Here is a 19,012-nt window from a genome sequence, read left to right as displayed (position 1 = left end):
CTGGTCCACAGCAAACGACAGGAGCAGCCAATCATGCGACACATCGGTCAGACCGTCTCGTTCATCCGTCCCGACGGCCAGTCGGTCAACGGCTACCTTGCCAGGCCGGATCTCACCGACGGCGCCCCGGCCATCATCGTTGTCCAGGAGTGGTGGGGGCTGAACAACCAGATTCGCGGCGTGGCCGACCGCCTTGGGCGTGCCGGTTACTACGCGCTGGTGCCTGACCTCTACCGCGGCGCCAGCACGGCCGAGCAGGAAGAGGCCCACCACCTGATGTCCAAGCTGAACTTCGGCGACGCCGTGGCGCAGGACATCCGTGGCGCCGTGCAGTACCTCGGCACCCTGAGCAGCCGCATCGGTATCACCGGCTTCTGCATGGGGGGTGCGCTGACGCTGCTGTCGCTGAACGCCATCCCCGAGCTGAAGGCAGGTGTGCCGTTCTACGGCATGCCGCCGCTGGAAGCCATCGACCCTGCCAATATCAAGGTGCCGGTGCTTGTTCACTCGGCTACGCAGGACGCGTTCTTTGCGGCCGAGGCCTTCGACAAGCTCGAGGAGAAGCTGCGCGCCGCAGGCGTCGACGCGACGTTCCACCGTTACCTCGCGCACCATGCCTTTGCCAACGAGGAAGCCATCGGCGACGGCCGCATCGCCGGTACCCAGTACGACGCTGCTTGGGCGCAGGTCGCCTGGGACCGCACGCTGACGTTCTTCGCGCGCCACCTCTGGCGCTGATCATCGCCAGCCGGGAAGCATCCCGTCTGCGGCCATGCCGCCCTGAACCCGGATGACGGCAGCGATGGCAACGATGACAGTGAAAAATGAGCGGGCGGAGGCGATCCACTGGATCCAGGCCCGGATGGCGGAGTACAGGCTGACCATGGAGGAGTTGGAAGCGGCGGGGTGCTTCGATCCGCCGCCCCCTCCACCACCACCGCCGCCACCCGCGCCCCCGCCGGTGGTCTGCTACCGGAACGACCAGGGAATGAGCTGGGACGGGACCGGAGAGATGCCTGACTGGCTGCGGCGGGCGGTCAATGCGGGGCAGAGCGTGGAGTTTTTTCGGGTCGGATAGAACTGACCGAAAGGTTGCAGCCTTGCAGCGGGCCGAATCCGAGGGGGCGTTCGAACGCCAACTGCTGGCCGGGTGGGGGATGCCAGATCCAGCAGGACTGCTAAGTTCGGTCTAGCGTCGTGCTTGTCAGAGCCAAACTTCTCCCTATAATGCGGCGCCTACAACGATCGACAACATCGAACATGAAGCGCTGCATTTTTGCCTTGGGACTTGTCGTCCCCGTGACACTGCTTGCTGCCCCGGCCAAGCCATCAAACGCCAGCGCAGCACCACGCAATCCTCTGGCCTTTTGCTACCTAGCTGGCCTGGAATACTCCGAAGGCGCCTATGTCGGCAACGCCACGTGCACGCGCACGGCGCAGGACAAGCTGGACGACGTCCGCAAACGGCCTCTGGTGTGGGAGCGCGCCGGTAAGGCCGAGCGGCGGATAGCCAAGCAGAAGTAGCAATTGTCGGCGCCGCCTGCACCTCACCTCCGGGCCGCCGACGCACAGGTGTTCAGCCCCGGATCCCCAATGAATAGTTTCACAATCACGAAATTATTGGGTTGTGACGATGGACCCCGCGGGCAGTCGACGGTCGTCTCTAGTCGACCCTTCTCCGACGTTCGTTCTGGCGAGGTTGAACGGCTGCAATGGCTGATGAGCGGGGATCCTGGCTTTGCCTACCGGAAGGTCCGGTGAGCGTCCGTGAGCGGTCATTCAAGGCGGTGCGTTGGTCGTCTTTTCATCTAGGCCGAACCGGATCCTCGAGAATGCTTTGAAATATAGCGCGTGAACGCCAGCGCGGGAGCCGGCGCGCAGCCGATCGATGGCCTCGGCCGGAAGGGAGAACGACGTGGGCAGTTTGTTCAGGTAGGCCAGTTCCGCTTTGTCCGTCAACTATGAGCGGGTAGCAGGAGCAGCCTGGGCCGGAGCAAGAGCTCTTCTTAGGGAAATCGCCGTCCGCCTACCATGCCAACGACGCCAGTCCGCGGAATTCTGTGCGGTATCCCACATAGCACCGAATAGTTGGTGACCGTGCACTCTTAGCCTAGATGGGTGCACGGCGTAGTAATCCTCCCCGGAGCGCGGTGCATCCTTACCCCGCCGGCTGGGAGCCGGCGGGGCATTTTTTAGAAGAGGTTGGAACTTCCTCTTCTAACGCACCTTGCGTTCGCATCGGCGAGTAACCCAACAGTCAGCGCGAGTATGTACAAGGATTGACGCGTCATTCTCATGCCCTCCTTTTAAGCTTGAATAGAGCGATCTGCCTTCACCGGCGATCGGCCAATCGAGGCAGCAACGTGTCCAACGGCCCAGACAGCAAATGCGGGGCTAATTCCAAAGTTCGCTACTTCCCTTCCGGTATTGCTGGCGCCTTCTCCGCCCGCGTTGGGTCAGCTACGATTCTGGCGCCGACGTCCTGCAGCAGCCGTTGGAAATCGGGCGATGCCATGATGATCTTCCCAGCGGCGGCGCGCAGCCGATCGACGGCTTCGGGCGGGATGGAGAACGACGTAGGCAGTTCGTTCAGGTAGGCCAGTTTCGCCTTGTCCGTCAACTGGGCGAACGACACGTCGATGGCATAGATTGTCGCGTCTGGCGTGCGTAACGCGGTCGCTACTGCGGCATCCTTGTTCGCGGCAAATGCGGAGGACTTTCGGACTTGGCGCATGGATTGGCCTCCTCCTTCAGATGACGAGTCGCGCGCGCGGCCGGACGGAGCGGGTCGCTGGCATCGACAAAAGGCTTGATCCATGCGGGTGGCTCGTAGCCGCAGGTGCCGCCGTAGTTGTTCAGTGTAATAGGCGTGAGCACCACTGGTACTGCCGACGACGCGGCAGCGGCACGGGAAAGCCGAATCGCATTCAGATCCGAGCAGAGCACGTCGAAGGTGGCCTGTGTAAAGGGCAGGCGAGCCCCAGTGGAGATGTCCGTGGCCGACGCAATGATGAACGGACCCTTTCCACGATTGAGGTCGCCGAACGTCGCGCCATGGAACAAGATCTCGTCGTACAGGTCTGCCGCCAGCTCCGAGCGGCCCCAGCCGCTCGACCAAAGGGATGGCCAGTAGGCCGGATTGAGCGTGCGCCATGTAATCGTGCCTTGCACGTCGCGCTTGAGGAAGCGTTGTTCGTAATCGTCGAACAGCTTTTCGCCATATAGGCCATAGGCGAGCGCCGTAAAGCTTCCGCCCGACACGCCGGTGATGACGCCGACGTGGTCGAGCAGGCGAGACCTCTTGCCTGTCGGTCCGACGACTTCGGTATTACGCAGGAACTCAAGGACGCCGTACGAGAATGCGGCAGCGCGTGTTCCGCCGCCCGAGAAGGGCAGAATCACCAGGTTCTCGTTGTCCGTTGCGTACTGTGGGCGCGTAAAAAGCCGATGGCCGGCATTGGGGTCAGCGTGGGTGATCGGCGGGTTGACAGGCCGGCTGGCGCAGCCGCCCAGCAGGAGCAACAACGCAAGTATCAGCAATGCAGGCATCTGCATTCGTGTCATGGATACTCCGGATCGGCCCATGCATGCCTCGCTGTCACGAGCGAGTGTGCGAACCTGGAAATCGGTTGCTACCGCCAATTAGAATAGTCGGAAATCCGGTGTGGCTGCTAATGCATAAGCCAAATGGCGGGCGCTACCGCAAGGAGAATCCGATGCGATTCGGAATTGGAGGAAGCCAAACCTCGTTGGCGTCCCTCGGATATCGGATCCGTATGTTCTTATCCGCACTCTATCGGGCTGCCCCCGGCTTTCCCCCGGTCTCGATCAGCGGAATCGCGCCTTCCTTTTCCGCCAGTTCCGGCAGTTCGTGCATCGGGCCTGCGGGGCGGCCCACCAGCGAAGCGGCCAATGGGATCCTGATGTTCGGCGTCTCGACCTCGGTGATGACCGCAGCGGTGATGGATATGATCACAACATGGCCAGGCTGCCGCAGGGCGAACGGCCGTAGGTCAGGAAGGCAGAAGCCGGGGCCAGAGAGCCTTTGTGGTTCCCTTGAGTTTTCAGCAGGTGGCCACCCAAAGCCTTTTACAAAGCTGATTCCGGCGCCTAAGCTCTTTTACGTGCGTACGTACCCCATTCCCCGGGGACCATCATGGCCACGCCAGGCCGCGCGAAGATGTCGAATGCAATCGCGGATGGCGGCAAGTTCGTCCAGGCTCTCGTCTTGCAAGGTCGCGGCGCGCTGGGCGCGCACCAGGCAGGCATCTAACGCAGGTTTCGCGGAAGCCGGCTTGATGCCTGACTGGATTGCACGTGTATCGTGCTCACGCCTTTCCCCATTCCGATCCAGACGCCCGGCTTCGCCGGCCAGAAGGAGAGCGCGCCATGAGCAATGAAGCAGAGAAGGACCGGCTCGACGAAGCGCAGGCGGGCCGCGCGGCCTGGAAAAAATGGGGGCCCTACCTCAGCGAGCGGCAATGGGGGACGGTGCGCGAGGACTACAGCGACAACGGCGACGCCTGGAACTACTTCACCCATGACCAGGCCCGCTCGCGCGCCTACCGGTGGGGCGAGGACGGCCTCGGCGGTATCAGCGACGACCACCAGGTATTGTGCTTCGCGCTGGCCCTGTGGAATGGGCGCGATCCGATCCTGAAGGAGCGCGCCTTCGGCCTGGCCAACAGCGAGGGCAATCATGGCGAGGACGTGAAAGAATACTACTTTTATCTCGATTCCACGCCGACGCACTCGTACATGAAGTATCTGTACAAGTATCCGCAGGCCGCCTATCCATACAACGACCTCGTCCAGACCAACCGCAGCCGCAGCAAGCACGAGGCCGAGTACGAATTGCTGGACACCGGCGTGTTCGACGACAACCGGTATTTTGACGTCTTTGTCGAATACGCTAAGGCGGCGCCTGAAGACGTGCTGGTGCGAATCAGCGTCTTCAACCGCGGCCCGGACGCGGCGCCGCTGCACCTGTTGCCGACCCTGTGGTTCCGCAACACGTGGTCGCAGCGGGGCGGCGGTTCGAAGCCGATCCTCGAGCGCGTCGATTCCTCCGGGCAAGCGGCGGTCCGCGCCCGTCACAGCGACCCGTTGTTTCAGGAATCGCTGGGCGAGTATTACCTCTACTGCGACGCCGACGTGCCGCTGCTCTTCACCGAGAATGAGACCAACAACGCCCGGCTGTTCGGCACGGACAACGCGTCGCCCTACACGAAGGACGGCATCGACAACTTCATCGTGCATGGCGAAGCCGCGGCGGTGAATCCGGCGCAGCACGGAACCAAGGGGGCACTCCACTATCAACTCAACGTCGGAGGCGGCGAGTCGCAGGTCGTCCGCTTGCGGTTGACGACCCGGGCGCCGGCCGCGGCCACCGCGCCCTTTGATGATTTCGACGCGGTGTTCGCCGCAAGGCTGGAGGAAGCCGATGCCTTCTACGCGTCGATCACACCCGTTGTGATTCGCGACGACCCGGACCGTGTGAGCGTCATGCGCCAGGCGCTTGCCGGCATGTTGTGGACGAAGCAGTACTTTTACTATGACCTTGGCCTCTGGCTCGACGAGCACGGCGCGGGTGCCCGCTTGCCGCAACTGCAACGCAAGCGAGTGCGCAACAGCGAATGGGCGCACATGTTCAACGACGACATCATCTCGATGCCGGACAAATGGGAGTATCCCTGGTACGCCGCGTGGGACCTGGCGTTCCACATGATTCCGCTGGGCATGGTCGATCCCGACTTCGCCAAGCAACAGCTCGACCTGATGCTGCGCAACGACTACCTGCATCCGAACGGCCAGCTCCCTGCTTACGAGTGGAACTTCGGCGATGTCAACCCGCCCGTGCATGCGTGGGCGACGATGCAGCTCTACTTGTTCGACAAGGAGCGTCACGGTGGCAGGGGCGACGTCGAGTTCCTCAAGTACGCCTTCTCCAAACTGCTGGTCAATTTCACGTGGTGGGTCAATCGCAAGGACCGCGCCGGTGCCAATGTCTTCGAGGGCGGTTTTCTCGGGCTCGACAATATCGGCGTGTTCGACCGCTCATCGCCACTGCCCACTGGCGGATACCTGGATCAGGCCGACGGGACCGCGTGGATGGTGTTCTTCAGCGAGCAAATGCTGCGCATCGCGGTCGAGCTCGCGTTGCAGGAGCCGCTCTACGAGGAGTTCGTCGAGAAATTCTTCCAGCACACGGTGCTCATTGCCGGCGCGCTGGACCGCGTTGGTGAGCAGAACGACGAAATGTGGGACGAGGAGGATGGCTTCTTCTACGATGTGTTGCGTTTCCCGGACGGCGGCGCCACGCGCCTCAAGGTGCGCTCCATCGTCGGGCTGCTGCCACTGGCCGCCGTGGCCGTGTTCGAAGAGGACATCCTCGCGAAGATGCCGAAGTTCCGTGAGCGTGCAGGGCTGTTTCTGAGACGCCACCCCGAGCTCGCCGCCAACATGCATCTGCCCCAACAGCCCGGCGTAGCCAATCGCCGCATGCTGGCGATCGTTGGCGAGCAGAAGCTGCGCCGCATCCTGGCGCGCATGCTGGACGAGGGCGAGTTCTTCGGCCCGCATGGCATTCGCGCGCTGTCGCGCTTCCACCTCGAACACCCCTACGTCTTTCACCACGCGGGCCAGGAGCATCGCGTGGCCTATGTGCCGGGCGATTCCGACACTGGCATGTTCGGTGGCAATTCCAACTGGCGCGGGCCGGTGTGGATGCCGATCAACTTCCTGCTCTACACCGCGCTGATACGCCTGTACGCCTATTTCGGCGAGGATTTCAGGGTTGAGTGCCCAACCGGCTCGGGGCAGATGATGACGTTGCTCGAAGTGGCCAAGGAATTAGGCGAACGCCTGAGCCGGATCTTCCTGCGCGACGGCGACGGCCGCCGACCGGTGTATGGCGCGGCGAGCAAGTTCCGCGACGACCCACACTGGCGCGACCTGGTGCTGTTTCATGAATATTTCCACGGCGACACCGGTGCCGGGATCGGCGCGAGCCACCAGACCGGCTGGACCGGTTGCGTCGCGCGCATCATCCAGGCGAATTCCGTGCTGTCGAAGGACATGCTGCTCATGCCGGGCGCGGAGGTGGCGGCCTTGCGCGCGCTGAGAGCCCCGCATAGGGCCCCGGGGTCTGCCATCCCCGGCAAACCTGTCAGTCCCGAGAAGGCTACGTAGGCCACGCAAGCCACCAAGGCGACCAAGGCCATCGCGGCCGGGAAGCGACGAAACCCGCGGAGCCCGCGCGATGCCCCGCCTGCCGGGCCAGGGAACGAAGGAGCACACCATGGAAAGTTACTACGCCAGCAGAAACCTGCCCCATCCGGCGATCCCGGAGCTGAAGCCGCTGGGCTTGCTGAAAGGCCAGACCGCGCTGGTGACCGGCGCCAATTCCGGCATCGGCCGCGCCATCGCGGTCGCGCTCGGCAGAGCTGGCGCCAACGTGGTAGTCAACTACGTGGCTAACCCCGCGGACGCCGAGGCGGTGGCCGAAGAGATTCGCGGCGGCGGGCAGCGCGCGATCACCGCACTGGCCGATGTAGCGGATGAGGCGCAAGTACAAGCTATGTTCGCCACGGCAGTGCAAGAGTTCGGCACTGTCGACATCCTCGTCAGCAATGCCGGCATGGAGCGCAACGCGCCGTTCCACGAGATGACGGTGGCGCAATGGGACGCGGTGATGAGCGTCAATCTGCGCGGCGCATTCCTGTGCGCACGCGAGGCGGTGCGCGAGTTCCTCCGCCGCGGCGTGCGCCCGGGCATTTCAGTGGCGGCCGGCAAGATCATCTTTACCAGTTCGGTGCACGAGATCATCCCGTGGGCCGGCCATGTCAACTACGCAGCCTCCAAGGGCGGCCTGATGCTTCTGATGAAGAGCCTGGCTCAGGAGGTTGCCGAGAAGCGCATCCGCGTCAATTCCATAGCGCCGGGCGCAATCCGGACGCCGATCAACACGGCGGCATGGTCTACGCCCGAGGCCTATGCCGAACTGATGAAGCTCGTGCCCTACAAACGTATCGGCGAGATCGAGGAGATCGGTCATGCCGCGGTCTGGTTGGCGTCGGACTTCACCGACTACATTGTCGGCACGACACTTTTCATCGATGGCGGGATGACGCTGTACCCTGGGTTCGAAACCGGGGGTTGACGGCCGTGCCGACGCCTCGCTATCCGGCGCTGTACCAGCTCAACACCCGGGTCCGGCTGACCGAGTTGTCGCTGTCGCTCGGCCGTGCGGCCACGCTGGATGACATCACCGGCGCCGAACTGGACCGTCTGGTGGAGATGGGTTTCGACTGGCTCTGGTTGCTGAGCGTTTGGCAGACCGGACCTGCGGCGCAGCGCATCTCGCGCAGCAGCGCGGCGTGGCGGCATGAGTTCGAGCAAACGCTGCCCGACCTGCGGGAGGAGGACATCGCTGGATCCGGCTTTGCGATCACGCGTTACACCGTGCACCGCGACCTCGGCGGCGACGAAGCGCTGGCGCGCCTGCGCACGCGCGCGCGACAGCGCGGGCTACGCCTGATGCTCGATTTCGTGCCGAACCACATGGCCCCGGATCACCCATGGGCCGACGAGCACCCGGACTATTTTGTCCATGGCAGCGAGGAAGATCTGGAGCGTTCGCCCCGCAACTATTGCCGCGTGGCAACGAAGAACGGACCGCTGCTGCTTGCCTACGGCAGGGACCCCTACTTCGACGGCTGGCCCGACACGCTGCAACTCAACTACGGCAATCCGCAATTGCAGCAAGCGATGATTGGCGAACTGGAGCGCATTGGCGGCCAGTGCGACGGCGTGCGCTGCGACATGGCCATGCTCGTACTGCCCGAAGTGTTCGAGCGCACCTGGGGTATCCGGCCCGACCTGTTCTGGCCGAAGGCGACCGAGTCGGTGCGGCGCCAGCATCCCGACTTCCTGTTCATGGCCGAGGTTTACTGGGATATGGAATGGACGCTGCAGCAGCAGGGCTTCGACTACGCCTATGACAAGCGCTTGTACGACCGCCTGCGCGAACAGCGCGCCCGGCCCGTGCGCGAGCACCTGTGCGCGGAGATGGAGTATCAGGACAAGCTGGCGCGATTTCTGGAGAATCACGACGAGCCGCGCGCGGCATCAACTTTTGCACCCGAAGTCCATTCGGCTGCCGCGGTACTGACCTTCCTCTCGCCAGGCTTTCGATTCTTCCACCAGGGACAGTTCGCGGGCCGGCGCACACGTATCTCGCCGCATCTGGTCCGCGCCCCGGAAGAAGCGGTGGACGGAGCGCTCGCGCAGTTCTATGACCGGCTGCTTGCCGTGTTGCGGCAACCGCTGGTTCGCGATGGAAATTGGTCTTTACTGGAATGCGTTCCGGTCTGGGCCGACAACACCACGTCGGACAACTTCATCGCGTTCCGTTGGATCCGGGCTCCGCACGAGTGTATGTTCGTGGCCGTTAACTACTCGCCGCAGCAAAGCCAATGCTTCATGCGAACTCCCTTCACGGAACTGGGGCAGGGGACCGTACGACTCCAGGACCGGCTCAGCCCCGCTGTCTATGATCGACCGGCAGACGACCTGCGCGACCGTGGTCTTTTCCTGGACATGCCGCCCTGGGGCTACCATGTCTTTGATGTGCAATGGATTGACTGACGGGGGAGTTTGGCCGCGGGGACTGCATCAACCAGTCTCGCAGGGCGCGCTCCGGCGCGGTCGCCCCCGCCAAGCTGCGAGGGGCCGGAAACGACTCACTGCTGCTTTCCTCCCTTGATGTTGCCGGCCACGCCTCCCGCGACGGCACCTACTGCGGCGCCGGTCCACCCGCTTCCTCCCGCGATGGCGGCAATGCCTGCACCGGCTAACGCACCCACGCCCGCGCCGGTCACCGTCCCTTGTTGTTGCGGCGTCATGTTGGTGCAGCCGACAACGCCGGCGAGGACGAGCGCCATGCCAATCCCTTCGAGTCCTTTCATGTGTGTCCCCTACTTGTTGCTCTGCAGTCCGGGCACGACCATTTCGAACCATATCGTTTCGATGACCGGCCGCTGCAGCCGATCCGAATGCGCGGCGTACCAGCGGTCGAGTCCTTCGCGCACCGTGTCGAGCGTCTGGCCCTTCAGCCCCCTCGCAAGACGCGGAATGACGCTTTGCGAATCGGCTGGTGGTTTGCCTGCATGAAAGGCGATATCAACCTGGGCGAGATTGGCGATGCCGACGAGGTAGGCCTTTTTCGTCTGTTCCGATGACTCGGTCCACTGCTTGCCGGTGATCAGGGGGATTTCTTCCGCGCGGAGAGTGCCCGATACCATCGCCAGCGTCACGCATCCCACGGCCATCGCCGCGCGCAGTTTCAGTTTCATCAACATCGCGTTCTCCTCGGCGTTTAAGGCGGCGAGCGCGTCATGTCCGTATGATGGCCCTGGCACACCGAGACGAAGCAATCTCATTGAGGTCGCACCGAATCCTAGGCCATGGGATTGATTTGCCTCGACGTTTAACTATAGGAGCCAGGCAGGCGTTGAGTTAATAAATCGCAAGGTAAACACGCGGCCCCGAACCATTGATATGACGGCGACGGTACGCGGCTTCCCGATGCCGGAGAAGCGCCGTGCGTAATACTTTTCGCTCGCCGGCCGAGACCGATTGAGCCTTGGTGCGGCAGCTCGCAGTGTGGGAGCCTGGCGCGGTGGATGCGCGGCGGACGCTATGATAGCGTGGCCCCCACGGCGTCGCGAACCTCTGAATCCAAGGCGCTTCTGTGCATCAACTTTCAGATCGCGCCATGCAAAGGACCGACGCCTTGATGGCTGTTAGCGGCTAATCCCCCGTGATCCAGCAACTAGCGCAAGACCGGTGGTTGTCATGTTCTAGACTCAAGGTATCGATGGTCAGGCGCGGAAGGGCTGACGGGCGCGCAACGACCTTCACGGAAGGCTGGCGGCGCCCACCGTGTGGCTGGGCGTTGCCGCCATGCGCGCGGAGTTTTTCGTCATGAACGCGTCCCGGCTGTTCGATATCCTTGCTGGACTCCTGTTCATGCTGGCCTTTGCCTTACAGGGTGTCCAGGGCGCTGAACCGCAATCGCCGACAGGCGCCTCCGCTCCGGCCGCTCCCCCACCCGCACTCATCGTAGACGCCAAGGCAGAGCGGAACAAAGCCATCGAGAAGGTGCGCCAGTAACGTAGGCTTTGAAGAGAAGGGGGAGTCAAGGTGAACGCAAAGAAGTCGCGGGGAAAAGCCAAGGCGGCAGTCGCCGAGGTAGAGGAGGAGGCCCCGGTATTTCGCACACGCGCAGAGCGTCTAGCCGCCGGTAAGGCTTTGCGCGATAGTGTTTCGCGCGTCAGTCACGCGGACTGGACACCGCCAGCCCATGGCCGGGACCCCATAGAGCTTCTCGAAGCATCGAGTCAGGACCGACTGCCGGAACTGGTACCAATCCGCTACGGCCGCATGCTCCGTAGCCCTTTCACGTTCCTGCGCGGCTCCGCCGCACTCATGGCGCACGATCTCGCCACCACCCCAAGCACAGGAATTCGGGTGCAAGCCTGCGGGGACTGTCACCTGCTGAATTTTGGTTTGTTTGCCACGCCGGAGCGCAATCTAGTCTTTGATCTGAATGACTTTGACGAAACCCTGCCCGCCCCCTGGGAATGGGATCTCAAACGGCTGGCAGCCAGTTTTGCGGTCGCCGCACGCGACAACAAGTTGTCAGATGCGGATGCCCGGAAAGCCGCCCTGGAGTGCGTGCGTGCGTATCGGGAGCGTCTGCGGGAGTATTCCCGGATGGACCCTCTGGAGGTCTGGTACGCGCGCCTGGACTCGGAAACCCTCATTGCGATGGCGCCCGATGAAAAGGCGAGGAAGTTCCGGGAGCAAATGGCTGCGAAAGCCCGCCAGCGTGTCGTCGAACACCTCTTTCCCAAGATTGCCGAGGAAGCGGGTGGGCGACTCCGCCTTGTCGACCAACCACCCCTTGTCTATCACGTCACTGACGCTGACATCGAGGAAGGGTTTCGTGAGGGGCTGATCGACTACCGGCAGACGCTTTCCGACGAGCGGCGCGTCCTGCTGGATCGCTACCGCCTGGAAGACTTCGCCCTGAAAGTGGTGGGTATTGGCAGTGTGGGAACGCGCTGCTTCATGGGACTGTTTTCCGACGAAGAAGGGCATCCCCTGCTCCTCCAGATCAAGGAAGCCTGCCGGTCTGTTCTTGAGCCCTACGCGGGCAAGAGCCGCTATGACCTACAGGGGCAGCGCGTCGTCATGGGGCAACGGCTGATGCAGTCCTCCAGCGACATCTTTCTGGGATGGGCGCGGGGGCGACAAGGCAATGACTATTTTTTGCGCCAGTTGCGCGACATGAAGATGTCTTTTCCCGTCGAAGGCATGGCTCCCGTGCAGTTCAACCGCTATGCCGAGGTCTGCGGCTGGACGCTTGCACGTGCCCACGCCAAGTCCGGGGATGCCACGACCATCAGTGGCTATCTGGGCAAGGGCGACACGTTTGACCAGGCAATGGGCGCGTTCGCTCTTGCCTATGCGGATCAGACGGAGCATGACCACGCGGCCTTGGTGAAGGCGGTACGCACAGGACGGGTCGCGGCTCTCGTCGAGGAGGAGTAGAGATCAGAACGCAAGCCGCCATGAAAGCCGCACCCAAAGAAGATCCTCCGGCCGCCGCGCCGCCTGACTCCCTGACTCTTGCTGCAATGAGGCTAGGGTTGTGCATTGGGGCGGTGGCGCTGTTCACCGGTTGCGGGTCTATCGGCCCCAAAACCATTCCCATGGATCGTTTCGATTACAGCACGGCGGTCGCCGATTCGTGGAAGCAGCAAATGCTCTTGAACATTGTCAAGCTGCGCTACATGGATTTGCCGGTCTTCGTGGAAGTCGCGTCCGTCGTTAGCGGCTACTCGCTGCAAACCGGCGTGACCGTCGGCGGCACGCTTTCGTCGGAGCGGGCGGTCCAGGGCAACTTCTTCTCGTCGGGGGTACAGGGCATCTACACTGACCGGCCCACCATCACCTACACGCCGGCGACCGGGGAGAAGTTCTTGCGTGGACTCATTACGCCAATTGACCCAAAGAACATTTTCTTCATGCTCCAGGGAGGTTATGCGGCGGACTTCATCCTGAGTCTGACCGTCGAGTCGCTCAATGGCGTGCGTAATCGCTCGATGGCTGGCGGCGCGCTGAGGGAGGCGGATCCTGAGTTCCGGCGCGCGCTCGCGTTGATGCGCGAAGTGCAGGCCGCAGGTGCGGTCGGGATGCGGGTGGAGGAGGACAAGACCAAAGGCTCGACCGCTGTGCTGTTCTTCCGGCGTGACGACGTGCCGCCTGACATCTTGGAAAAGACGGCTGAAATCCGGCGGTTGCTCAAGCTCCCTGCCGACGCGCAAAGGCTCACGCTCACCTATTCCCCGGCGCGCGGAGCGGCCAACGAACTGTCAGTGAACAGCCGCTCGATGCTACAAGTCATGATCTCCTTTTCGAGTTACCTGGACGTACCGGAAGCGCACTTGAAGGAACACAGCGCGGTGCCCGCGTTCGAGCACGCGTCCACGGAGAGCCGGGAGGATAGGGTTCGGATTCACAGCGGCAAGGACAGGCCGCCTGACACGTTTGCCGCCGTGCACTACCGCGACTATTGGTTTTGGGTCAACCACGGCGACTTGCAAACAAAACGCGCCCTCACGGCGGTCATGTTTTTCTTCACGCTGGTCGAAACTGGCGGCAACGAGAGGCTGCCGTTAATCACAATCCCGGCACAGTAGGAGCGCATACGGTGCCGATTTTACGTGTACCTCAGTGGTCGGCGGTGACGCAAGAAGTATGGCGATTTCATGCAGGACACCAGGGGCAGTGGCGCTCCAGCGCGCCCGGTTTCATCGCTCCTGCCGCGCTCGCCACTGAGAGACGCTGCAGCCAAAGTGCCCGTTAAACCAGCGCGAGAAGGCACTCAGGGACGCAACACCAGCCAGATGAACATCATGGAGCTGATGACGCCCGCTGACGTGGCCGGCACTTCGCTGACCAATCCGGCGATCCAGGCGGCTTACAACGACATGATCGTGCCGTCGAACCCGTCGTGGCATGTGGAACACCTGAAGCGGCTGACCGCCGCCGGCATCCAGCCGCACTTCATGCTCGGCAGCCTGACCCAGTTGGAAACGGTTGAGCGCCTGATCCGCCGCGGCGTGTACACCGGGCCGCTGGTCTTGAACTATGTGGCGATCGGCGGCGGCCAATCCGGCCTGCATCCGGCCGACATGATCGAGTTCGTGCGCCGCACCCCGGATGGCGCCGTGCTCACGCTGGAGACGCTTAATCGCAATGTAGTGCCGATGAACACCATGGCCATCGCCATGGGCCTGCACGTGCGGGTCGGCATCGAGGACACGCTGTTCGGGCCGGACGGCGAGCGCGCGACCTCCGTGCAGCAGATCGAGAAGATGGTGCGCATCGCACGTGAGCTCAACCGCGAGGTCGCCAGCAGCGAAGACGCCCTGGTATTCGGCTAGAGCCAGGCGCAATCTGCGAACGACTGCCGGAACATGTCGAATCGAAGCGAATCAGCAAATATGCCGTCCCGGAACTGGACCGCATAGCCTTTGTTTCCGATATTCCGCGAAGCAGTGTCGGCAAGATCAATAAGAAAGAACTACGCGAGCGCTCTGCCTGATCAGGATGGGGCGGCTTTGATATACCTGGCCCCTCAATTTCTTCTCATCCAGCCCTCCCCGGCCGGTGAGGTGCGAAGAGCGGTCATGCAGGGGGGGCTGGCAATCGTCTCTTCCTCGGCCGATTCTGTCGCTCGTTGAAGGATCCATGAGCGGCGGAAACTGGCACAGCCGACGTTTGAATGACAAGGTGACGGTGTGGGCGAGTGGCTCGTCAGGGCAGGCTACGGCTTTACGCTGTCCCTGATCGCGATCAATGGGACAGACTGTAAGACGGTGGGTGAGCAGGATGACACGCCGTCGCGTCGGCGCGATAAGGCACGATAACGGTGCCTTATCACGATCCGTTAGGTTCCGAAGGAACCCGCGCAGATTCGACCAGATGAATGGCAGGCTGCGCCGCACGACCTGAGCCCTCGGAAGGGGGGGCAACAAGGTTGCCATGTTTGTTAGCTCGTGCGCTATCTGCGCATGGACGCAGGCCGTATTGCTTCATAGGGTAATCGCCTATGTTCGATATCGGAAAACTGCGCCGGATCAGCTACTATCAAATGCTGCGGGGGTCCATTCAACGAACTCGCTTTCATTCCTCTCGACACCGTTGCCATGCAAGACAAGTCTGACGCGACAAACTTCGTGCCGTTCAACGTGCCCCTGTGCGATGGCCGGGAAGTGCTGGTGCGGGAGATTACCGAAGACGACAAGGTCGGCCTGTTGGCGGCATTCAACAGGCTTTCTGCCGATGCGCGTTACGCCAGATTCATGGCTGCCATGCAACAACTGCCGGAAGCGATGCTCGAACAAGCGACGCATCCGTCGGTTGAGCGCGAGATTGCGCTGGTAGCGCTTGCCACGGAAAACAAGGTGTCGTCTATTGTGGGTGGAGCACGCTACGCCGCGGCGCCGGGCAGCGATACCTGCGAGTTTGCGGTGACTGTCGCCGATGACTGGCATCGGCTCGGCCTGGCCAGCCGACTGCTGGGTACACTGATCGACATCGCTCGGAGCCGCGGCTATCGATGCATGGAAGGGTATGTTTTGTCGTCGAATACCGCGATGCGGCGACTGGCTAAACGTTTTGGATTTGCCGATTTAGCGTGTCCAGACGATGCCACGCTGCGCGTGGTGACGCTTGCGCTTTAAGGCAGCGAGAGTAGGTGCTAGGTGCATGCGTCTTGCTGCGATGTCTTCCGTTTGAGGTGATCTATATGAACGCGTGCCCTTTGCGCTAGCTTCTCGCGTGCTCGTTTAGACAGGATGGGCTGCAGTTGTATATTCGGCCCTGTTGCAGCAGATACCGCTGCTGCGGGCTAGTCCGCGTTGCATTTGTACGACGAGATCAAGGCTGCCATTACCCACCCCGCCAAGCCTCGCTGCCCCAGCCGGCCCCAGACAAACTGGCCGATGCCACCAATAGAGCGGTGAAGAAGCTGGCCTCGGTCGAGCGGCTGAGCGCAGATGCGGCGCTGGTCGTGGGTAATCTTCCGCGGCGTTTGCGCGCTTCATTGCGCAGGAGCCAAAGCGCTGGAAGTCCTCCATACTAGGGGTGTCGCCCTCCGTCGGAACGAGCATTCGTGGGGTCGCATCGTCTTGCGATATAGGACGCCATCACCTTACATGGCCCCCTAAGACTACGAAAAGGTCAAGTCTGGCTTGCGCTAGGGCCGAGCAGCCTGCCAATCACCGAACGTAGAGGAGGAGGCGAAGCTGGAGATGAAAGCGCCAGGCTTGCTCCTCGCCCTGTCAATCGCCGTGGGGACTGAGCCGCACGCCGGTGCAGTTGGATGCGAATATGACATGCAGTGCAAAGGCGAGCGCATTTGCCAGATGGGCCAGTGCGTCTCTCCTGTGTCGACAGGCTCGAACGCAGACCGACCTATCCAACCATCTTCCGCCACAAAAATCGTCCCGACACCCGAGCCACCTGCAAGGGTTCGTCCGGCGACGGGGAATGTCCCAGCAACCGGGCAGCCAGCGAAGACTGCTCCAGCGAGGAAGATTGGCCCGGCGTCTGAACAGCCCGACCAGCCCTCGGTGGCCAAAAGCGTCCCGACGCCTCAGCAACCCGCCGTGGCTTCTCCCGCCATGACGAATACTCCAGCACTTTCGACTGAGTTTCGCTCTTGCTGCACTAAAATCGGCAAACTGCCCCTCGACCGAGAGCTGAGCTCGGAGGGCATTGCCGCTACCCCGAGTGATTCCTGTCATGGGATAACCATTGATGGAACGGCTCTCCCAGGTACTCTGTGCAATTGAAGTACTCACGTTGCGGTTCAAGTGAACTGCCTCAGTAAAGCGGCGCACAGGAGACACGCCCAACGTGACGTCAAGCTAGTTAAGGCAGAAGCATCCGTTGGCCGGCCTGCTCCGCGCGTCGCCACCGATGGCCTGGACGATGATCATGGTCCGGTCACGCCCGCCGCGTCCGTCAAAATTCTGGATGGACTCGCGCGGTAGGGCAAAGCGAAATATCCTGCTTGGTCCAGCCCCCACAAGTGCCAGTAGATTTCTTTCTCGGTCAACATCTGCCGGAACTTTGTCGGCTTGCCGTTTGCGTCAACGCCTGCCGCGTAGATCTTGAGGCCGGGCGGCTGCTTCGAGTAAATCTAACAAGTGGTGCCGCATGATCGTTCTCCACTGGGTCGGCGGATCCGCGCCAGTTCAGCATAGCGCACGCAGAGTCCGATACGATTGGTCATTCATCCGGCGGTCCGTGGGGGAAATTTTTCTTATCTCGTCATCCGAAAAAATTCAGTTCTGTTGCGTCCGGGGCTGACGTTAGAGTTCGGAACAAGACGCACATCGGGGCCTGGCTGCCGCGCTTCCGCCGGCAGTCATTGACTGCCTCAAGGGCATGACGTGCAGCCGGACGATGCTCGCCAGTCGGAAGAGGGAGGTTGGTCATGGAGACTCGAAGGCGCTGGTGGCACCCATTGCGCTCACTACCATGGCTACCGCTACCAGCGGCTGACCTCGCAGGGCCCGCATGCGCCGGGCGGCAAGTACGATTATGTCGTCAACGGAAAGCTCTTCGGCGGCTTTGCCGTGATCGCCTGGCTGCTCCGGTACGGGAATACCGGCATCAAGAGTTTCATGGTCAGCCACGACGGGCGTGTCTTCGAGCGGGATCTCGGCGCGAGCAGCGCTGCCAGGGCGGCGGCGATCGAGTCATTCGACTCGGGGCCGGTCTGGACCGAGGTGACGCCATGACACGCGGCTTGCCTGCCGTCGTCGATGCTGTCGACGGCATATTCCGACGACTGGCCTAACTGCGGAGGTGAGTCATGTCTATTTTGTTGCTTGGAAACCTCGACGCCAAAGCCACGGATGAGGAAATTCGCGCCTTCCTGGTGAAATATGGATTTCCGGAATACCACAGCATTGAGCATATGGAAGGCGACGGCACCCGACCCGCTGTCAGGCTGGCCTTCGACACGCTCGACGACGTAAGCCTGGAAAAGCTGAAAGGCCGTATCCACGACATGTTCTGGAGAGGCCACAAGCTAAGTGCGCTTGTGATGAGAGAGCGCTTCAGTTGAGGCGCGACTGGAAGCGTTGGCTGGTGACCTACTGCAAGGCTAGCAAACGGAGGATGGCATGAAAGGCAAGACACTACTGACCGCGGCGGCAATGCTGGTGGCAACCACGGCAACGTGGGCGCAACCCGAAACCCGCGTGGATGTCACCCAGTCGCCCGGACAGGCGACCGCGACCGGCACCGCGAAGCTCACCGCCAAGATCGTCAAGATCGACGCGCCGACGCGAACGGTCTCGCTGAAATCCGCCGATGGCAAGACCACGGATCTCGTCGTGGGGCCGGAGGCGAGGAACTTCGAACAGCTCAAGGTCGGCGATACCGTCACGATCGAGTACAAGGAAGCCCTGACCATGAGCCTCAAGAAGGGTAAGGGGCCGCTTTCAATGAACGAGCGCGAGATCTCGGACCGTGCGGCGCCGGGATCAAAGCCAGGAGGCACAGTCGGCCGGGAGGTGACCGTCACGGCGGACGTTGTCGCGGTCAACACCAGCGCCAAGACCGTCACCCTGAAGGGTCCGAAAGGACGCACCGTGGACCTCGTGGTTGAGGATCCGGAACGTCTCAAGGGCATCAAGAAGGGCGACCGGGTTGAAGCGGTCTATACCGAGGCCCTTGCTGTGTCCGTGCAGCCGGCCGCAGCCAAGTAGCAGCACAGGATCATCCCAGGAGAGGCCAAGCCCGCTGACCGTGCGGGCCCCTTCCTTCCTAGCGTCCGCGGTCGGGGCGCGGTCAATGCGGTGTCGCCACGGTGAACCGACCCCCGCTTACTTGGCCAACCGTGTCACAAAATTCCCAGCGG

At 62.2% G+C, this 19,012-nt stretch carries 17 protein-coding genes and 2 pseudogenes; 15 read left to right on the top strand and 4 right to left on the bottom strand.

Going from position 1 to position 19,012, the window contains the following annotated elements:
• Positions 1–33: 33 nt before the first annotated feature.
• The 3 genes from ACW4E8_RS37980 (at position 34) to ACW4E8_RS37970 (ending at position 1,524) form a co-directional block, all read left to right on the top strand.
• Positions 34–738: a dienelactone hydrolase family protein gene (locus tag ACW4E8_RS37980; RefSeq protein WP_456809179.1), complete on the top strand. Its 705-nt coding sequence runs from the start codon at positions 34–36 to the stop codon at positions 736–738.
• Between the two features lie 73 nt (positions 739–811).
• The gene (locus tag ACW4E8_RS37975; RefSeq protein ID WP_456809189.1) at positions 812–1,078 is read left to right on the top strand and encodes an H-NS histone family protein; all 267 of its coding nucleotides are present in this window, start codon (positions 812–814) and stop codon (positions 1,076–1,078) included.
• A 182-nt stretch (positions 1,079–1,260) separates the two neighbouring features.
• On the top strand, positions 1,261–1,524 hold the full coding sequence (locus ACW4E8_RS37970; RefSeq protein ID WP_456809178.1) for a hypothetical protein: 264 nt from the start codon (positions 1,261–1,263) through the stop codon (positions 1,522–1,524).
• Positions 1,525–2,410: 886 nt separating this feature from the next.
• Here the strand turns inward: ACW4E8_RS37970 and ACW4E8_RS37965 are convergent.
• Complete coding sequence (locus ACW4E8_RS37965) at positions 2,411–2,734, bottom strand: hypothetical protein (protein ID WP_456809177.1); 324 nt, start codon at positions 2,732–2,734, stop codon at positions 2,411–2,413.
• Complete coding sequence (locus ACW4E8_RS37960; RefSeq protein WP_456809176.1) at positions 2,680–3,564, bottom strand: patatin-like phospholipase family protein; 885 nt, start codon at positions 3,562–3,564, stop codon at positions 2,680–2,682. The genes ACW4E8_RS37965 and ACW4E8_RS37960 overlap by 55 nt, the downstream gene beginning before the upstream one ends.
• Before the next feature lie 338 nt (positions 3,565–3,902).
• On the opposite strand from ACW4E8_RS37960, the pseudogene ACW4E8_RS37955 reads away from it, so the two are divergent.
• The 4 genes and pseudogenes from ACW4E8_RS37955 to ACW4E8_RS37940 all read left to right on the top strand — a co-directional run.
• Positions 3,903–3,974: pseudogene (locus ACW4E8_RS37955) on the top strand (two pore domain potassium channel family protein); the annotation flags it as partial.
• 415 nt (positions 3,975–4,389) lie between these two features.
• Complete coding sequence (locus ACW4E8_RS37950; RefSeq protein WP_456809175.1) at positions 4,390–7,191, top strand: MGH1-like glycoside hydrolase domain-containing protein; 2,802 nt, start codon at positions 4,390–4,392, stop codon at positions 7,189–7,191.
• Positions 7,192–7,261: 70 nt separating this feature from the next.
• Positions 7,262–8,161 (top strand): SDR family oxidoreductase, encoded by a 900-nt coding sequence (locus ACW4E8_RS37945; protein WP_456809174.1) that lies wholly within the window; start codon positions 7,262–7,264, stop codon positions 8,159–8,161.
• Between the two features lie 5 nt (positions 8,162–8,166).
• Complete coding sequence (locus ACW4E8_RS37940; RefSeq protein ID WP_456809188.1) at positions 8,167–9,648, top strand: alpha-amylase family glycosyl hydrolase; 1,482 nt, start codon at positions 8,167–8,169, stop codon at positions 9,646–9,648.
• Between the two features lie 95 nt (positions 9,649–9,743).
• Here the strand turns inward: ACW4E8_RS37940 and ACW4E8_RS37935 are convergent, their stop codons facing one another.
• On the bottom strand, positions 9,744–9,968 hold the full coding sequence (locus ACW4E8_RS37935; RefSeq protein ID WP_022539972.1) for a hypothetical protein: 225 nt from the start codon (positions 9,966–9,968) through the stop codon (positions 9,744–9,746).
• 9 nt (positions 9,969–9,977) lie between these two features.
• Entirely contained in the window at positions 9,978–10,361 is a 384-nt protein-coding gene (locus tag ACW4E8_RS37930) for a hypothetical protein (protein ID WP_456809173.1), read from the bottom strand.
• Positions 10,362–10,944: 583 nt separating this feature from the next.
• On the opposite strand from ACW4E8_RS37930, the gene ACW4E8_RS37925 reads away from it, so the two are divergent.
• From ACW4E8_RS37925 to ACW4E8_RS37890, 8 genes and pseudogenes are all read left to right on the top strand, one after another.
• Positions 10,945–11,175 carry a hypothetical protein gene (locus tag ACW4E8_RS37925; RefSeq protein ID WP_456809172.1) on the top strand — a complete coding sequence of 77 codons (231 nt, stop codon included), beginning with the start codon at positions 10,945–10,947 and terminating at the stop codon, positions 11,173–11,175.
• 30 nt (positions 11,176–11,205) lie between these two features.
• Positions 11,206–12,618 carry a DUF2252 domain-containing protein gene (locus ACW4E8_RS37920; RefSeq protein ID WP_456809171.1) on the top strand — a complete coding sequence of 471 codons (1,413 nt, stop codon included), beginning with the start codon at positions 11,206–11,208 and terminating at the stop codon, positions 12,616–12,618.
• A gap of 20 nt (positions 12,619–12,638) precedes the next feature.
• Entirely contained in the window at positions 12,639–13,769 is a 1,131-nt protein-coding gene (locus ACW4E8_RS37915; protein ID WP_456809170.1) for a hypothetical protein, read from the top strand.
• Between the two features lie 207 nt (positions 13,770–13,976).
• A complete protein-coding gene (locus tag ACW4E8_RS37910; protein ID WP_456809169.1) occupies positions 13,977–14,516 on the top strand; it encodes a 3-keto-5-aminohexanoate cleavage protein in 540 nt (179 codons plus the stop codon).
• 765 nt (positions 14,517–15,281) lie between these two features.
• The gene (locus ACW4E8_RS37905; RefSeq protein WP_456809168.1) at positions 15,282–15,818 is read left to right on the top strand and encodes an N-acetyltransferase family protein; all 537 of its coding nucleotides are present in this window, start codon (positions 15,282–15,284) and stop codon (positions 15,816–15,818) included.
• A 1,794-nt stretch (positions 15,819–17,612) separates the two neighbouring features.
• Positions 17,613–17,885: pseudogene (locus ACW4E8_RS37900) on the top strand (DUF2950 family protein); the annotation flags it as partial.
• Between the two features lie 74 nt (positions 17,886–17,959).
• Complete coding sequence (locus tag ACW4E8_RS37895) at positions 17,960–18,214, top strand: RNA-binding protein (RefSeq protein WP_456809167.1); 255 nt, start codon at positions 17,960–17,962, stop codon at positions 18,212–18,214.
• Between the two features lie 58 nt (positions 18,215–18,272).
• The gene (locus tag ACW4E8_RS37890) at positions 18,273–18,860 is read left to right on the top strand and encodes a hypothetical protein (protein WP_456809166.1); all 588 of its coding nucleotides are present in this window, start codon (positions 18,273–18,275) and stop codon (positions 18,858–18,860) included.
• Positions 18,861–19,012: the final 152 nt, after the last annotated feature.

It is taken from the genome of Cupriavidus sp. CP313, assembly GCF_054072015.1.
The sequence above is the reverse complement of the archived record's forward strand: the minus strand, read 5'-3'. Positions and strand labels throughout refer to the sequence as shown.

Bases quoted from the DNA above. Each gene is read 5' to 3' on its own strand.
- ACW4E8_RS37980 (WP_456809179.1), top strand. From the start codon at position 34: ATGCGACACATCGGTCAGACCGTCTCGTTCATCCGTCCCGACGGCCAG.
- ACW4E8_RS37975 (WP_456809189.1), top strand. From the start codon at position 812: ATGACAGTGAAAAATGAGCGGGCGGAGGCGATCCACTGGATCCAGGCC.
- ACW4E8_RS37970 (WP_456809178.1), top strand. From the start codon at position 1,261: ATGAAGCGCTGCATTTTTGCCTTGGGACTTGTCGTCCCCGTGACACTG.
- ACW4E8_RS37965 (WP_456809177.1), bottom strand. From the start codon at position 2,734: ATGCGCCAAGTCCGAAAGTCCTCCGCATTTGCCGCGAACAAGGATGCC.
- ACW4E8_RS37960 (WP_456809176.1), bottom strand. From the start codon at position 3,564: ATGACACGAATGCAGATGCCTGCATTGCTGATACTTGCGTTGTTGCTC.
- ACW4E8_RS37950 (WP_456809175.1), top strand. From the start codon at position 4,390: ATGAGCAATGAAGCAGAGAAGGACCGGCTCGACGAAGCGCAGGCGGGC.
- ACW4E8_RS37945 (WP_456809174.1), top strand. From the start codon at position 7,262: ATGCCCCGCCTGCCGGGCCAGGGAACGAAGGAGCACACCATGGAAAGT.
- ACW4E8_RS37935 (WP_022539972.1), bottom strand. From the start codon at position 9,968: ATGAAAGGACTCGAAGGGATTGGCATGGCGCTCGTCCTCGCCGGCGTT.
- ACW4E8_RS37930 (WP_456809173.1), bottom strand. From the start codon at position 10,361: ATGTTGATGAAACTGAAACTGCGCGCGGCGATGGCCGTGGGATGCGTG.
- ACW4E8_RS37915 (WP_456809170.1), top strand. From the start codon at position 12,639: ATGAAAGCCGCACCCAAAGAAGATCCTCCGGCCGCCGCGCCGCCTGAC.
- ACW4E8_RS37910 (WP_456809169.1), top strand. From the start codon at position 13,977: ATGAACATCATGGAGCTGATGACGCCCGCTGACGTGGCCGGCACTTCG.
- ACW4E8_RS37905 (WP_456809168.1), top strand. From the start codon at position 15,282: ATGCAAGACAAGTCTGACGCGACAAACTTCGTGCCGTTCAACGTGCCC.
- ACW4E8_RS37895 (WP_456809167.1), top strand. From the start codon at position 17,960: ATGTCTATTTTGTTGCTTGGAAACCTCGACGCCAAAGCCACGGATGAG.
- ACW4E8_RS37890 (WP_456809166.1), top strand. From the start codon at position 18,273: ATGAAAGGCAAGACACTACTGACCGCGGCGGCAATGCTGGTGGCAACC.